The organism is Streptomyces sp. NPDC091416 (assembly GCF_044756845.1).
Classification (GTDB): domain Bacteria; phylum Actinomycetota; class Actinomycetes; order Streptomycetales; family Streptomycetaceae; genus Streptomyces.
The window spans coordinates 214,458-228,675 of the sequence record NZ_JBIVTU010000002.1; the positions used below are offsets into that span (position 1 = coordinate 214,458).

The 14,218-nt window shown below is 71.6% G+C and carries 14 protein-coding genes; 5 read left to right on the forward strand and 9 right to left on the reverse strand.

Translation table 11 applies throughout. The annotated features are described in order from the left end of the window. Positions 1-3: 3 nt before the first annotated feature. The 7 genes from ACIQMX_RS07955 to ACIQMX_RS07985 all read right to left on the reverse strand — a co-directional run bounded on the left by ACIQMX_RS07955 (position 4) and on the right by ACIQMX_RS07985 (position 7,374). Positions 4-774 carry an EI24 domain-containing protein gene (locus tag ACIQMX_RS07955; protein ID WP_363069726.1) on the reverse strand — a complete coding sequence of 257 codons (771 nt, stop codon included), beginning with the start codon at positions 772-774 and terminating at the stop codon, positions 4-6. A gap of 43 nt (positions 775-817) precedes the next feature. Next, positions 818-2,335 carry an alpha-N-arabinofuranosidase gene (locus ACIQMX_RS07960; RefSeq protein WP_402475818.1) on the reverse strand — a complete coding sequence of 506 codons (1,518 nt, stop codon included), beginning with the start codon at positions 2,333-2,335 and terminating at the stop codon, positions 818-820. Between the two features lie 41 nt (positions 2,336-2,376). Next, the gene (locus ACIQMX_RS07965; protein ID WP_363069722.1) at positions 2,377-3,246 is read right to left on the reverse strand and encodes a carbohydrate ABC transporter permease; all 870 of its coding nucleotides are present in this window, start codon (positions 3,244-3,246) and stop codon (positions 2,377-2,379) included. Then, complete coding sequence (locus ACIQMX_RS07970; protein ID WP_363069720.1) at positions 3,243-4,181, reverse strand: sugar ABC transporter permease; 939 nt, start codon at positions 4,179-4,181, stop codon at positions 3,243-3,245. Before ACIQMX_RS07970 ends, ACIQMX_RS07965 begins: the two co-directional genes overlap by 4 nt. Then, positions 4,178-5,536: an extracellular solute-binding protein gene (locus ACIQMX_RS07975; RefSeq protein WP_402475820.1), complete on the reverse strand. Its 1,359-nt coding sequence runs from the start codon at positions 5,534-5,536 to the stop codon at positions 4,178-4,180. The genes ACIQMX_RS07970 and ACIQMX_RS07975 overlap by 4 nt, the downstream gene beginning before the upstream one ends. A gap of 223 nt (positions 5,537-5,759) precedes the next feature. Continuing rightward, entirely contained in the window at positions 5,760-6,188 is a 429-nt protein-coding gene (locus tag ACIQMX_RS07980) for an organic hydroperoxide resistance protein (RefSeq protein WP_363069716.1), read from the reverse strand. A gap of 166 nt (positions 6,189-6,354) precedes the next feature. Beyond that, entirely contained in the window at positions 6,355-7,374 is a 1,020-nt protein-coding gene (locus tag ACIQMX_RS07985; protein ID WP_363069714.1) for an NADP-dependent oxidoreductase, read from the reverse strand. A gap of 152 nt (positions 7,375-7,526) precedes the next feature. Here ACIQMX_RS07985 and ACIQMX_RS07990 point away from each other — a divergent pair, with 152 nt between their 5' ends. After that, a complete protein-coding gene (locus ACIQMX_RS07990; RefSeq protein ID WP_363069712.1) occupies positions 7,527-7,970 on the forward strand; it encodes a MarR family transcriptional regulator in 444 nt (147 codons plus the stop codon). A gap of 110 nt (positions 7,971-8,080) precedes the next feature. Here the strand turns inward: ACIQMX_RS07990 and ACIQMX_RS07995 are convergent, their stop codons facing one another. Further along, positions 8,081-8,776, reverse strand: a complete 696-nt coding sequence (locus ACIQMX_RS07995; protein ID WP_402475822.1) for a hypothetical protein — start codon at positions 8,774-8,776, stop codon at positions 8,081-8,083. A gap of 171 nt (positions 8,777-8,947) precedes the next feature. Here ACIQMX_RS07995 and ACIQMX_RS08000 point away from each other — a divergent pair, with 171 nt between their 5' ends. The 3 genes from ACIQMX_RS08000 (at position 8,948) to ACIQMX_RS08010 (ending at position 12,441) form a co-directional block, all read left to right on the forward strand. Beyond that, positions 8,948-9,526, forward strand: coding sequence for a hypothetical protein (locus ACIQMX_RS08000; RefSeq protein ID WP_363069708.1), 579 nt, complete (start codon positions 8,948-8,950; stop codon positions 9,524-9,526). 275 nt (positions 9,527-9,801) lie between these two features. Further along, positions 9,802-10,839, forward strand: a complete 1,038-nt coding sequence (locus ACIQMX_RS08005; RefSeq protein ID WP_363069706.1) for a rod shape-determining protein — start codon at positions 9,802-9,804, stop codon at positions 10,837-10,839. A gap of 18 nt (positions 10,840-10,857) precedes the next feature. After that, positions 10,858-12,441, forward strand: a complete 1,584-nt coding sequence (locus tag ACIQMX_RS08010; RefSeq protein ID WP_402475825.1) for a GAF domain-containing protein — start codon at positions 10,858-10,860, stop codon at positions 12,439-12,441. On the opposite strand, the gene ACIQMX_RS08015 is transcribed toward ACIQMX_RS08010, so the two are convergent. Next, complete coding sequence (locus ACIQMX_RS08015; RefSeq protein ID WP_363069702.1) at positions 12,419-12,850, reverse strand: Lrp/AsnC family transcriptional regulator; 432 nt, start codon at positions 12,848-12,850, stop codon at positions 12,419-12,421. The genes ACIQMX_RS08010 and ACIQMX_RS08015 overlap by 23 nt on opposite strands. Before the next feature lie 133 nt (positions 12,851-12,983). On the opposite strand from ACIQMX_RS08015, the gene ACIQMX_RS08020 reads away from it, so the two are divergent. Beyond that, positions 12,984-14,198 carry an MFS transporter gene (locus tag ACIQMX_RS08020; RefSeq protein WP_363069700.1) on the forward strand — a complete coding sequence of 405 codons (1,215 nt, stop codon included), beginning with the start codon at positions 12,984-12,986 and terminating at the stop codon, positions 14,196-14,198. Positions 14,199-14,218 lie beyond the last annotated feature (20 nt).

The following is a 14,218-nucleotide window of genomic DNA, read 5'->3' on the forward strand; positions in this document are numbered from 1 at the left end:
CGCTCACGGGCGCGGGGGCGGCACCGTCCCCACGCCGTCCTCCCCGAGGAGATCGCGCGCCAGCAGCGTCGCCCCCGCGACGGCCCCCGGCATCAGGAAGACGGCGACGAACGGGACCAGGAAGGCGAGCCCGAGCGGGACGCCGAAGCCGAGGATCAGCAGCCGGCGGCCACGCAGCAGGACGAGCCGTTCCCTCAGCTCCATCCCGCGGCGCTGGAGCGCGACGGCGGTGAGTTCCTCGGCGAGGAAGTACCCCGTGACGCAGAACCCGAGGAGCGGGACGACGGTCTGGCCGGCGACCGGGACGAATCCGAGAGCGAAGAGCAGCACGGCGTACAGCGCGACGCGCACCAGGATGCGCACGCTGTCGCGGGCGGAGATCCACAGCTCGCGCCAGAGCGGCAGCCCGGACTCGGGGACCTTGCCGCCCTCGGCACGGTCCACCTCTTCGGAGAGCGACTCGTAGAAGGGCTGCCCGACGAGCAGGGTCACGGCCGTGAACGTGATGACGGCGAGGAAGAGGCCGAAGGCGAAGACCAGCACGGTCAGGGTGTTGCGGAGCAGGCCGAGCCAGGGCGAGGACCAGTCGTCGGCGAACGGGGTCGCCCAGTCCGCCAGGTCGTCGGCCCCGTAGCCGAGGCCGACGAGGGCGCCCGCGTACAGGACGAGGGTGATCAGGCCGGGCAGCAGCCCGACGCCGAACCATCTCCCGTGCCGGACGACCCAGCGCTGCCCTTTGATCAGATGGCCGAGGCCCGCCCCGAGATCACGCATGCCGTCAGCGTAACGGGACCGGGGGCGGGCCTCCGTGCGGAGATCAGACGAGACGGATCATGTTCCAGGACATCGGCTCCAGCGTGGCCCGCAGCACTCCCCCGTCGAGCACCGTTGCCTCGGCCGGGTGCGGGGCGACCCGGCCGGGTTCGGCGAGGGTGTTGCGGGCGTCCGGGTCCGCGTCGGCCAGGACCTGGTGCTCGGCGATCTCCGTCAGGTCGAAGCCGTGCAGGGCGACTTCGAGCGGGAGGGCCGTGTCCTGGCCGCGGTTGACCGCGAAGACGGTGACCGCGCCGGTCTCCGGGTCGCGGACGGCGGTGGCGTGCAGCAGGTCCGTCTCGCCGTACTTCGCCGTGTCGTACGTGGGCGAGTCGACCCGTACGTCCAGGACCTGGCCCAGGCCGTGCCGGGCGGCCTGCGCGAACGGGAAGAAGGTGGTCTGCCGCCAGGCGGGTCCGCCGGGTTCGGTCATGATCGGGGCGATCACGTTGACCAGCTGGGCCAGGCACGCCACGGTGACCCGGTCGGCGTGGCGCAGCAGGGCGATGAGCAGGGTGCCGAAGACGACGGCGTCGGTGACGGAGTAGTTGTCCTCCAGCAGGCGGGGCGCCTCGGGCCAGTCGAGGGGGTTCGCCTCGGCCTCCTGCTGGCTGCGGGACATGTACCAGACGTTCCACTCGTCGAAGGAGAGGTTGATCCTCTTCGTGGACTTGAGCCGCGCCCCGACGTGGTCGCAGGTGGCGACGACCTCCTCGATGAAGGACTCCATGTCCACGGCGGAGGCGAGGAACGAGTCGCGGTCGCCGCCGAGTTCCTCGTAGTAGGCGTGCAGCGAGACGTAGTCGACGAGGTCGTAGGTCTCGGCGAGGACGGTCGCCTCCCAGGCGGCGAACGTGGACATGGACCGGCCCGAGGATCCGCAGGCGACGAGTTCGACGGACGGGTCGATCTGCCGCATCGCGCGGGCCGTCTCGGCGGCGATCCGGCCGTACTCCTCGGCGGTCTTGTGGCCCGTCTGCCAGGGGCCGTCCATCTCGTTGCCCAGGCACCACAGCTTGATCCCGAAGGGGTCCTTGTCGCCGTGGGAGATGCGGCGCTCGGAGAGTGCGGTGCCGGCCGGGTGGTTGGCGTACTCCTGGAGTTCGATGGCCTCCTGGACGCCGCGGGTGCCGAGGTTCACGGCCATCATCGGTTCTGCCTGCGGGCCGACCTTCCTGCAGAAGTCGATGAACTCGGAGAGCCCGAAGCGGTTCGTCTCCGTGGAGCGCCAGGCGAGGTCCAGGCGGCGGGGGCGCTCGTCGGCGGGGCCGACGCTGTCCTCCCAGCGGTAGCCGGAGACGAAGTTGCCGCCGGGGTAGCGGATGGCGGTGACGCCGAGTTCGCGGATCAGTTCCAGGACGTCGGTACGCAGGCCGGCTTCGTCGGCCGAGGGGTGGCCGGGCTCGAAGATGCCGTCGTAGACGCAGCGGCCGAGGTGTTCCACGAACGAGCCGAAGAGGCGGGGGTCGACGTCGCCGACGGTGAACGCGGGGTCGAGGGTGAAGCGGGCGGTGCGGGTCATGACTTCCTTCGGGGTGGTGTCGGTACGTGTGTCGGTACGGGTCACTGACCGGCCAGGCCGGTGTGGGCGACGCCGCTGACGATCTGGCGCTGGAAGAAGACGAAGACGATGATCAGCGGCAGCCCGGCCATCAGCCCGCCGGCCATGAGCTGGGCCCACTGGATGCCGTAGGAGTTCATGACGGTCGCGATGCCGTTCGGCATGGTCATCAGGTCGGGGTTGTTGGTCACCATGTACGGCCACAGGAAGTTGTTCCAGGACGCGATGAAGGTGAAGATGCCGACGGCGGAGAGGGAGGGGCGGGACAGCGGCACGATGATCGTGAAGAACACCCGCCAGCGGCCCGCGCCGTCGATGTACGCGGCCTCCTCCAGCTCTCTCGGGATGCCCTGGAAGAACTTGTAGAGGATGTAGACCATGGCGGCGGGCGCGCACTGCGGCAGGATCATGCCCCAGTAGGTGTCGACCATGCCCAGCTGCTGGACCGTGGTGAACAGCGGGACGCCGAGGACGGCGGGCGAGATCATCAGGCCCGCCATCACCACGCCCATCAGGAACGCCTTGCCCCTGAACTCGGTGCGGGCGAAGCCGTATCCGGCCAGTGCGCTGACGAGCAGCACCACCGTGGTCACACAGACCGAGACGACGAGCGAGTTCACGAACCAGTTGGTGATGTTGCCGGTCTCGAAGAGGGCCCGCCACGCCTGGCCCGTCCAGTCCTTTGGCAGCCAGTGGGTCGGCACCTCGACGGCCTCGGTCTCCGACTTGAGGGAGGTGAACAGGGCCCAGGCGAGCGGTGCCAGGAAGACGGCGGAGACGGCGGTGCCGATGAGGGTGAGCACGATCTGGCTCGGCGACCAGGGTGTGCGGCGACGGGACTTGACGGGTATCTGTGCGGCGTCGGTGGTCATCGGCCGCCCTCCTCACGGTTGCGCAGCAGCCACATCCGCGCGAGGGCGACGGCCGCGATGATCACGAAGAAGATGATGGAGATGGCGGAGGCGTAACCCACGCGGTAGCTGGTGAAGCCCTCTTCGAGCGTGTACTGCACGAAGGCGCGGGTCGATCCCTCCGGCCCGGGGGTGAAGTCCTGCATCACGACGGCCTGGTCGAAGACCTGGAGCGAGGCGAGGATCTGCAGCGCGATCACGAGGCCCGTGATGTTGCGCAGCAGGGGCAGGGTGATGTGGACCATGCGGTGCCAGGCGTTCGCGCCGTCCAGTTTCGCGGCCTCGTAGAGGTGCGCGGGGATGCCCTGGAGCGCGGCGAGGTAGAGCAGGAAGCTGAATCCGACCGTCCACCACAGGGTGGTGAGGACGACGGCGAGCATCGCGTACGACTTGTCGGTGAGCCAGGGCGTGTCGAGGCCGAAGACGTGGTTGACCATGCCCGTGCCGGGGTTGAACAGCCACTGCCACAGGTTGCCCGCGACGGTCGACGGCAGCAGGAACGGGATGAAGAAGCACAGCCGCCACAGCCACGGGGCGCGGTGGATGTGGTGGGCGAGGATCGCGAGGAGGAAGGCGAGGACCGTGATGCACGGCACGACGAGCAGGGTGAAGTACGCGCTGTGGCCGAGCGCGTCCCACATCAGCTGGTCGTGGAGGGCCTCGCGGTAGTTGTCGAGGCCGATGAAGCCCGTGCCGTCGCCGGAGATGTTGGCGTCGGTGAAGCTGAGGTAGACGCCGCGCAGCAGCGGCCAGATCACGAAGAGGGCGAACAGGACGAGGAACGGGGCGACGAACCATCCCCCGTGCTGGAGGCCCTGCTTGCGGCGGGCCGCGGCGCTGCCGGTGGCGGTCCTCGCGCGGGTGGGTGCGAGGACGGTCTGCGTGGTCGTCGTCATGCTGCCGCACCTGCCTGCGCCGCGGTCCGGCCGTCCATGGGGTTCTTCGAGGCGAGCAGTTCGGCGAGCATGCCCTTCATGCGGCGGGCGGCGGCCTCCGGCTTGGCGGAGCCCAGCGTCGAGGACACGACGATCGGGCCGACGCGCTGGGCGAGGATGCCGGTGGAGCCGGCGAACCACACCTTCGGCTCGGTCGCCTGGTGGTTCATCGCGGAGGCGTACTCGTTCTGCGGGCTGAGCCGCTGGTACGCGGCCGTGGACAGCGTCGGCGTGTAGGCGGGGATGTGCCCGCCGGCGGCCCACTGCCGTGCGTGCCTGACGACGTAGGCGGCGAGCCGGTGGGCGCCCTCGTTGGTGTCGCCGCCGCGCCCGGCCTGGTGGGGCAGCACGAAGGCGTGCGACTCGGCGTGCGTGGCGGGCTTCCCGAAGACGGGCGGCAGCGGAGTCGCGCCGTACTCGATCTTCGCCCCGGAGAACACCGGCACCGACCAGTTGCCCTCCCAGCAGAACGGGGAGCCGTTGATGAACTGCTCGGCGCCGGCGCCGCCCGCGAAGCCCGGGTCGGAGTACCCGTCGGTGATGTGGCGGCGCATGAACTCCAGGACCTGGGTGGCCTTGTCGGTGTCGAAGGTGACGTCGGAGTCGGCGGCGTCGAACCAGGTACCACCGAGCTGGGTGTAGAAGGCGACGAAGAACCACCACTGGAAGTTCTGGTCGCTGGCCCACATCCCGATGGTCTGCAGGCCCTTCCCGGTGGCCTTCTTCGCCTTCTTGAGTACGTCGAACCACTCGTCGGTGGACGTGACGGGCACGATCCGTCCGTCGTCGCCGAGCAGTCCGGCCTTGCCCAGGACGTCCTTGCGGTAGAAGCAGAGCTGGACGTGGATGTCGAGCGGGAGGGCGTAGAGCTTGCCGTCGATGACGGCGCGCTTCCACAGCTCCGGGTTGAAGTCGGCTTCCTTCACGCCGTACTTGGCGAGCAGGCCGGCGTCCCAGGGGTCCAGGAGGCGGCCGGGCGAGAAGCCGGTGACGCGGCCCAGGTGCATGACGCCGAGGTCGGGTGCGCGGTTGCCCGCCGCAGCCATGGCGAGCTTGGTGTAGAAGGGGCTGCCCCACTGGAGGGTGGAGTCCTTCACGTCGATGCCGGGGTGCTCCTCACGGAACGCGTCGAGCATCGCGATCATGTTGTAGCCGTCGCCGCCGCTGAAGAGGTTCCAGTAGCGGACGCGGGTGGCCGCGCTCGACGCGAGGGCGTCCGCACCGCTTCCCAGCGCCGCGAAGCCGAAGCTGCCGGCGACGGCGGCGCCGCCCAGCCCCGCGATCAGTTGCCTGCGATTCAGGCCAGGTCGTCCCATGCCCGCCCTCACTGTTCGACATATCGAATACCGCCCGTAACTTCGAACGGACCGTAAAATCGAAGCGCTTGCGCGTCAATGGGTCGCGCAAGAATTCCGAACAATGTCCGGGATGCCGAACGAGAGCCCGGGGCGGGGCGCGGGACATGTCGTGGCGAAAGGCCGAGGGCCGCACCCTCGCGGGGTGCGGCCCTCGGCTGTGTACGGGCAGGAGCGGGGACGGTCAGACGACCGAGAGCGCCACCTTGATGTTGCCTCGCGTGGCGTTCGAGTACGGGCAGACCTGGTGGGCCTTCTCGATGAGCGCCTGCGCGGTCGCGGCGTCGACGTTGGGGATGGTCGCGGTGATCGCGACCTCCAGACCGAAGCCGCCGGCCTCGGTCTTGCCGATGGAGACCGCGGCGGTGACCGTGGAGCCGGCGATGTCGGCCTTCTCCTGTCGCGCCACGACGCCCAGCGCGCCCTGGAAGCAGGCGCTGTAACCGGCCGCGAAGAGCTGCTCCGGGTTGGTGCCCGCGCCGCTGCCGCCCATTTCCTTCGGCGGGTTGACGACCACGTCGAGCCTGCCGTCGTCCGAGGCGACCCGGCCGTCACGGCCGTTCGAAGCGGTGGCGACGGCGGTGTACGCGACGGCTATGTCCTGGATGGTCATGCTTGAGGATTCCTCCTGCTGATGCGCCGCGACTCGCGCCCACGACCGCGACGGCCTGGGACGAGACTAGGGCATGTCCGCGCAGTGTCGTCGTCCGCCCCGGGGGCGGGGCCGCGGGGCGGACGAGACTGCGCGGACACGCCCTGCGGGTGCCCGGAGCGGCGGTTCAGCCGAGGGAGACGATCATCTTTCCGGTGTTCTCGCCGCGGAGCAGACCGAGGAACGCGTCGAAGCCGTTCTCGATGCCCTCCACGACCGTCTCGCGGTACTTCAGCTCGCCGGACGCCAGCCAGCCGGCCACTTCCTGGACGAACTGCCCCTGGAGATCGGCGTGATCGCCGACGAGCATGCCCTGCAGGCGCAGCCGCTTGCCGATGACGAGGGCGAGGTTGCGCGGGCCCGGGGTCGGCTCGGTCGCGTTGTACTGGGCGATCATGCCGCAGATGGTCGCGCGGCCGTGCACGTTGAGCGAGGAGATCGCGGCTTCGAGGTGCTCGCCGCCGACGTTGTCGAAGTAGACGTCGATGCCGTCGGGAGCGGCCTCGCGCAGCTGCTCCGCGACGGGGCCGTTCTTGTAGTTGAAGGCGGCGTCGAAGCCGTACTCCTCGACGAGCAGCTTGACCTTCTCGTCGGAGCCGGCGGAGCCGATGACGCGCGAGGCGCCCTTGAGCTTCGCCATCTGGCCGACCTGGCTGCCGACCGCACCGGCGGCTCCGGAGACGAAGACCGCGTCACCCTCCTTGAAGGAGGCCACGTCGAACAGGCCCGCGTAGGCGGTGAGCCCGGTCATGCCCAGCACGCCGAGGTAGGTGGAGAGCGGGGCGAGGGAGGCGTCGACCTTCACCGCGTGCTTGGCGGGGACGTCGGCGTACTCGCGCCAGCCGAGGCCGTGCAGTACGTGGTCGCCGACCGCGAAGCCCTCGGCGTTGGACGCGACGACCTCGCCGACCGCGCCACCGTCCATGGGGTGGTCCAGCTTGAACGGCGGGGTGTACGACTTCACGTCGTTCATCCGGCCGCGCATGTACGGGTCGACCGAGAAGTGCAGGTTGCGGACGAGGACCCGGCCCTCGGCGGGAGCACTGACCGGAGCCTCACGCAGCGCGAAGTCCTCGGCCTTCGGCCAGCCGTGCGGACGGGCCACGAGGTGCCATTCACGGCCGGATGTGGGAAGAGCTGCAGACATGGGCTCGGATCTCCTCGATGCCTAGACGGTGCGGGAAGCGTGGCGCGGAAGCCATTCGCCCGGTTCGACCCGGGGCGAAAATGCTTCATGATGTGAAACAACCATGCGCCTGGATATTTCACCTTGTCAAGTAACCGGCTATCCTGAGCCCTATGGCCACCACTCGTACGGACCCGCTGACCCTCGAAGTCGTCGAGCTGATCGGCGCGGTCGTGGCGCGCTACTACGAGGAGTACGAGCAGGCCGCCGCCGCCCACAGCCTCACCGGCGCCCAGGCCCGGGTCCTCGGCCTGCTCTCCCTGGACCCGCTGCCGATGCGCCGGATCGCCCAGAAGCTGAAGTGCGAGCCGTCCAACGTGACCGGCATAGTCGACCGGCTGGAGGCCCGCGGCCTGGTGGAGCGGCGGCCCGATCCGGCCGACCGCCGGGTGAAGCTGGCCGCCCCCACGGAGAAGGGCGCACGCACGGCCCGCGAGCTCCGCGCGTCCCTCGACTTCGCCCGCGAACCCCTGGCCGGGCTCTCCGACACGGACCGCGCGGTGCTGCGGGACCTGCTGCGCCGGATGCTGGGAATGGACCCGGCGGACCTGTCCTGACGATCGGCCTTGCCTGACGTCGGCCCTGCCTGACGCCGGCCCTGCCCGGCGTGGGCCGGTCCCGGCGGTCCGCCGGTCCCGGCACCGCCCGGTTCTGAACGCCCTGGCCCTCAGCAGAACCAGGGGAACCAGCAGTCGTCGTCCGAAGGGGTCGGCGACGGTGTGGGTGTCGGCGTGGGCGTGGGCCCCGTCGGGGTCACCGACGGCGACGGTCCGCCGCCCGTGCCGCCCGGCTCCGTCGGGCCGCCGGTCGTGGGCGACGCGGGCGGCGACGGCGGTACGGAGGAGGCCGGAGCCGGGGCCGTCGGCGCGGAGGCGCCGCCACCCGGACGTGGCTCGTCCGTGACCCGGGCGGACCGGGTGGCGCCCGGCGAGCGCGTCACGGTGGCCGGGACGGCCGAAGGGCTGCCCGAGGGGCTCCGCACGGGTCCGGGCGGTTCGGCGGTGTCGCTCACCGTCGGTTGCGGGGCGGGAGCGGTGGTGGCGGGCGTCGATTCGCGTACGTAGTCCGAGGCGTTGTCGCCGCCGTCCGGTTCGGTCGCGAGCTCGGCCAGGCTCAGCGCACCGGCCGCGAGGACCACCCCGAGCAGCGCCAGCAACACCGTACGGCCCCGGCGGCTGCGGCCGCGGCGGCCCCGGCGCGGCCGCTCGACGGGTGCGGTACGCCGACGAGCCGGAGCGCGGCGGCCGTGCGTGCCGCCCCGCGCCGGGGCGGCGTCGCGCTCCCGGCGGCGATGGCCCCCGGACAGGGGCGGAGCGGCATGCCCGTCCCGCGCTTCCGGCTCGTGGCCGGGGGGCGGGGACACGGCGTAGGGGCTCAGCGCCTCAGCGGGGGTTCCGCATCCGGCACAGGCCAGGGCACCGTTCAGATGCCGCTGACAGGGGTGGCAGTAATCCATGGCGCCCGCAGGTTAGATGCCCGCCGGACAACGGAGAAAGCCGCTCAGGTGAGGATCCTGTGTGGAACCGTTGATTCCATGACCACTGCCGCCCCTTTCGGCCCCCGCGAGTTCCAGCTCGTCCTGCTGCGCCGGATGGCCGACCACCAGCCCGGCCTCGTCGAGGACGCCCGGCACGAGCTGAGCGCCACCCTCGCCGAGATGCGTGAGGCCAACCGCCGCTGGCAGGCCATGACGCGGGCGCCGCGCGGACGGGGCGCGCTGCGCCGCTACCGGTCCGTGCTCGGCGAACCCGAATCGTCCCTGCGCCGCACGGTCGGCGATCTGGAGTGCGACGCGCTGTTCTGGCCGGTACCGCTCTGGCCGGACCTGCGGTTCGAGGTGATGGTGGCACCGGGCGGCGCGGTGTGGAACGAATGGCTGGTCCGGGCACCGGGCGCGGCCGCCCCCGCGCTCGGCCGGGCCGGGGAACTGCGCCCCTGGTCGTGCACCGTGAACGAGGTGGCCCGGGCCTTCGCGCCGGCCCGTCCGATGGAGGGCAGCGCGCCGACCCGCTGGGCGCTCGCGATCACGGATGCGGCCACCGGGACCCCGTACGTCGCCGAGTTCACCTGGGGACTGTTCCAGCGACTGCTCCCCGGCCCGCCGGGCGCCTGAGCCGGACGGGCCCGGGACAGTCGCCGGACCGCCCGCCGGGTGCCCGAGCCGGGCGGAGGCAGTCGTCCCCCGACCTCGCCGGGCACCCGAGCCGGACGGGCCCGAAACAGTCACCGGACGGCCCGCCGGGTGCCCGGGACCCGCGCCGACGAGCCGTCAGCTCCGTACCCCCTACGGCGTACCCCAGCGGGCGCCACGCCCCCGAACGGCGCACGATTCAAGGAGAACCGGCTGCCCGTCGGTCCCCGCCATCAGCGCTCTCGGGAGAACCTGCCGTGACCGTCAGCCTTGAGCAGTTGCGCCGTTGCCATGTCGCCGTCGACCTCGGGGCCGCCCGGACCCGGGTGTACATCAAGGGCCTCGGGCTCGTCGTGGACGAGCCGAGCGTCGCCGCCGTCAACACCCGTACGGGCTCGCTCATCGCCGTCGGCGCGCTCGCCGAACAGATGACGGGCCGCACCCCCCACTACATCCGGGTGGTCCGCCCCGTCTCCGGCGGCACCGTCGTCGACATCGAGATGGCCCAGCGCATGCTGCGCCATCTGCTCGGCGAGAAGCTCCGCCGCCAGCTGCGCCGCAAGCCGCGCCTGCGCGCCGCCGCCTGCATCCCGCACGAGAGCGATCCGCTCGCCCAGCGCGCCGCCGTGGAGACCCTGGTCGGCCTCGGCGCGCGCCGAGTCGAGCTCGTCGACACCCTGATCGCGGCGGCCGTCGGCTGCGGACTGCCGGTCGAACAGCCGACCGCCACCATGATCATGGTGTGCGGGGCCGCGACCACGCAGATCGCGGTGCTCTCGCTCGGCTCGATCGTGACCGCCGTACGCATTCCGATCGGCGGCGACGCCATCGACCACGCGGTGATCCAGCATCTGCGCCAGCACCACGAGCTCGTGCTGCCCAGCCAGTCCGTGCGCCCGCTCCAACTGGCCCTCAGCGGCGCCGGGCTGACCCCGCACGGGCCCTCCGTGACCGAGATCCACGGCCGGGACGTGGCGACCGGACTGGCCCGTTCCGTCCAGGTCGACACCGCGGCCGTCCGCCAGGCGATCCACACCCCGCTGACCGCGGTCCTCGACGGGCTCGGCAAGATCCTGCGGGACTGCCCGCCCGATCTCGTCGCCGACCTCGCCGACTGCGGGATCATGATGGTCGGCGGCAGCGCGCTGCTGCCCGGCCTCGACCAGATGCTGCGCGACGCCACGGGCATGCCGGTGCACATCGCCGAACGGCCCGACGTCTGCTCCGTCCTCGGGCTCGGCGCCATGCTGGACGGAAAGATCAGCCCCATGGTCCTCGACCCGCTCGCCGGCTGAGTCCCGCGGGCACGGCGGATGACCGACGAGCCGCGCCGACCCGCGCCCGGCCGGGGCGTCCCCCGCTCGCCCCGGCTTCCGATGCTGCTGGAGGCGGTGCTGCGGGTCGGCACCGACCTCGAGCTGCGGGCCACCCTGCAGCAGATCATCGACACCGCGACCGCGCTCACCGAGGCCCGCTACGGCGCGCTCGGGGTCCTGGACGCCGGGACCGGCACGATCAGCGAACTGTTCGTCACCGGGCTGAGCGAGAGCGAGCAGGCGGCCATCGGCGAGTTCCCCGACGGGCACACGGGCCTGCTCGGCGCGCTCGTCGAACAGGCGGAGCCACTGCGTTCCGACCGCCTGGCCGATGATCCGCGCTCCTGCGGTGTGCCGCCCGGCCACCCCGTGATGCACTCGTTCCTCGGCGCCCCGATCCGTGTCCACCACAAGGTGTTCGGCAACATCTACCTCACCGAGAAGAAGACCGGGCACTTCACCGACACCGACATGACGCTGCTCCGCGTCCTCGCCGCGCAGGCCGGCATCGCGATCGGCAACGCCCGGCTGTACGAGAGCGCCCGGCAGCGCGAGCGCTGGATCGAGGGCGCGGCCGCGGTCACCAACACGCTGCTGACCGGCGAGAACGCCTCCGACGCCCTGATGACCGTGGCCGAACGGGCCAGGATCCTCAGTGACGCTTCGGCCGGGGTGATCCTCCAGCCCGACGAGGAGGGCGGGATGGAGATCGTCGTCGCGTCCACCCTGGAGGACCCGGCCGGTCTGGTGGGCACGGCGATCGCGCCCGGCTCCCCCGTCCTCGTCCAGCTGCTGGGCGGCGAGGCCGTCTTCGTCGACGACTCGGCGACCGACCCGCGGATGACCACCCCGGTGCGCTCCCGCTTCGGCCCGAGCATGATGCTGCCCCTGCAGAGCGGCGGGCGGCTCATCGGCACCCTGGCCCTGCCCCGGCGGCGCGGCGCCCGCCCCTACACCGACGTGGACCGGCTCCTGGCCTCCCAGTTCGCCTCGCAGGCCGCGCTCGCCCTGGTCCTGGCGGACTCCCAGCACGACCGCGAACAGCTCGCGGTGTACGAGGACCGGGACCGGATAGCCCGCGATCTGCACGATCTCGTCGTCCAGCGGCTGTTCGCCACCGAGATGATGCTGGAGTCGACCCGCCGCCGGGCCGGCGCCGAGGACACCGACGAGCTGCTCGGCCGGGCCGTCGACGAGCTGGACTCCACCATCCAGGAGGTGCGGACCGCCATCTTCGCCCTCCAGCAGCCGCCCGCCGAGGCGCCCGCCACCTTCCGCGGCCGGGTGCTGCGGGAGACCAGCGGCGCGGCCGCGGTGCTCGGGTTCCAGCCCTCGGTGCACTTCTCCGGTGCGGTGGACGCGCTGGTGCGGGGCCCGGTGGACGGGCAGCTGCTCGCCGCGCTGCGCGGTGCGCTGGCGGCAGCGCACCGGCGGGCCGGGGTCTCCGCGATCGAGGTGGAGGTGGACGCGACGGCCGTGCTGCCCGACGGCAGGTCCGGGGTCCGGCTGGCGGTCGCGGACGACGGGCGCAAGCCGGACGGCTCGCGCGCGCCGACCGTCATCTGGCAGGCGCCGCTCTGAGAGCGATCCTGGTGCTGGAGTGGGCGACGCCCGCCTCGCGCTTGAGCCTGCGCAGCAGGCCGTCCAGCGCCGTGGTGTCGGCGGCCGTGGCCCGTACGAGGTAGTCGTGCGCGCCCGTCACGTGCACCACTTCGGTGATCCCGGGCAGGGTCAGCACGGCCCGCTCGAACACCTCGCTGGTCGTGTCCGAGCGCAGGGACACGTCGATGAAGACGACGAGCCCGGTCCGGGTGTCGGCGGCGGGGTCGATGATCACGGTGAAGCCGCGGATGACCCCGTCCCGGCGCAGCCGGCGCACCCGGTCGGCGGCCGCGTTGGCGCTGAGCCCGACCCGTGTGCCCAGATCCCGGTACGAGATCCGCGCATCCTCCTGGAGGACGCCGAGGATTTCTCTGTCCAGACGGTCCATGCGGCGATTGTCCCAGCTTCGGGGCGATCGCGACTGCGGAGACGGCGGTGACCCCGTGCGGGCCCGGGCGGACGGGGTCCCGTTCGGAGTAACCCGACGGGCTCGCGGTGCGCCCGCGCCCTTGACTGGCTGTGTGGATACCGCAGCGAAGCAGTCACCGGCCCCGGCCGCCGAGAAGCCCTCCGGCGCCGCCTACCGCAACCTCGTGATGGCCACGATCGGTTTCGCGCTCACCTTCTGGGCCTGGAACCTGATCGCGCCCATGTCCGCGGACTACAAGGACCGGCTCGGCCTGAGTTCGTTCCAGCAGTCCCTGCTGGTGGCCGTGCCGGTGCTCGTCGGCTCGCTGGGCCGCATCCCGGTGGGCGCGCTCACCGACAAGTACGGCGCGCGGCTGATGTTCCCGCTGATCTCGGCACTCACCATCGTGCCGGTACTGCTGCTGATCCCGGCGAAGGACTCCTACGGCGCGATGCTGGCCGTGGGCTTCCTGCTGGGGCTGGGCGGAACGACGTTCGCGATCGGCATCCCCCTGGTCAACTCGTGGTTCCCGCCCGCCGACCGCGGCCTCGCGCTCGGTGTGTTCGGCATGGGCATGGGCGGCGTCGCCCTGTCCGGCTACTTCACCCCGCGCATCGCCAAGCACGGCGACAACCTGCCGTTCTACGTGGTGGCCGGGGCGCTCGTGGTGTTCGCCGCCCTCGCGGCGGTGCTCATCAACGACCGCCCCGGCCGCCAGGTGCCCACCGACACCCTGGCCCACCGGCTGGGGTCGGCGAGCAGGCTGCGGGTCACGTGGGAGCTGTCCGCGCTGTACGCCATCGGCTTCGGCGGCATCGTCGCGTTCGGCGTGTACCTGCCGACGTACCTGAAGACCTGGTACGAGCTGTCGCCGACCGACGCCGGCACGAAGGCGGCCGGCTTCGCCCTGGTCACGGTCATCTTCCGGCCGATCGGCGGCTGGCTCTCGGACCGCATGCATCCGGCGGTCGTCACCTCCTTCGCGCTCGGCCTCGCCGCACTGATGGCGATCGTCCAGGCCTTCGACCCGAAGCTGTCACCCGGCGGCACGATCGCGCTGCTCTGCATGGCGGCCGGCCTCGGCACCGCGAGCGGCAGCGTCTTCGCCCTGGTCTCGCAGGTGACACCGCAGGCGAAGGTGGGCAGCGTCACCGGCATCGTCGGCGCGATGGGCGGGCTGGGCGGCTTCGTTCCGCCGCTGGTGATGGGCGCGATCTACAGCGCGAAGGGCTCGTACTCGATCGGCTTCATGCTGTTGTCCGACCTGGCGCTGGCGGGCTGTGTGTACGCGTACGGGCGGATGCGGAACGTCCAGCGGGACGCCTGAGCCGGGATGCGGGAGGCGGG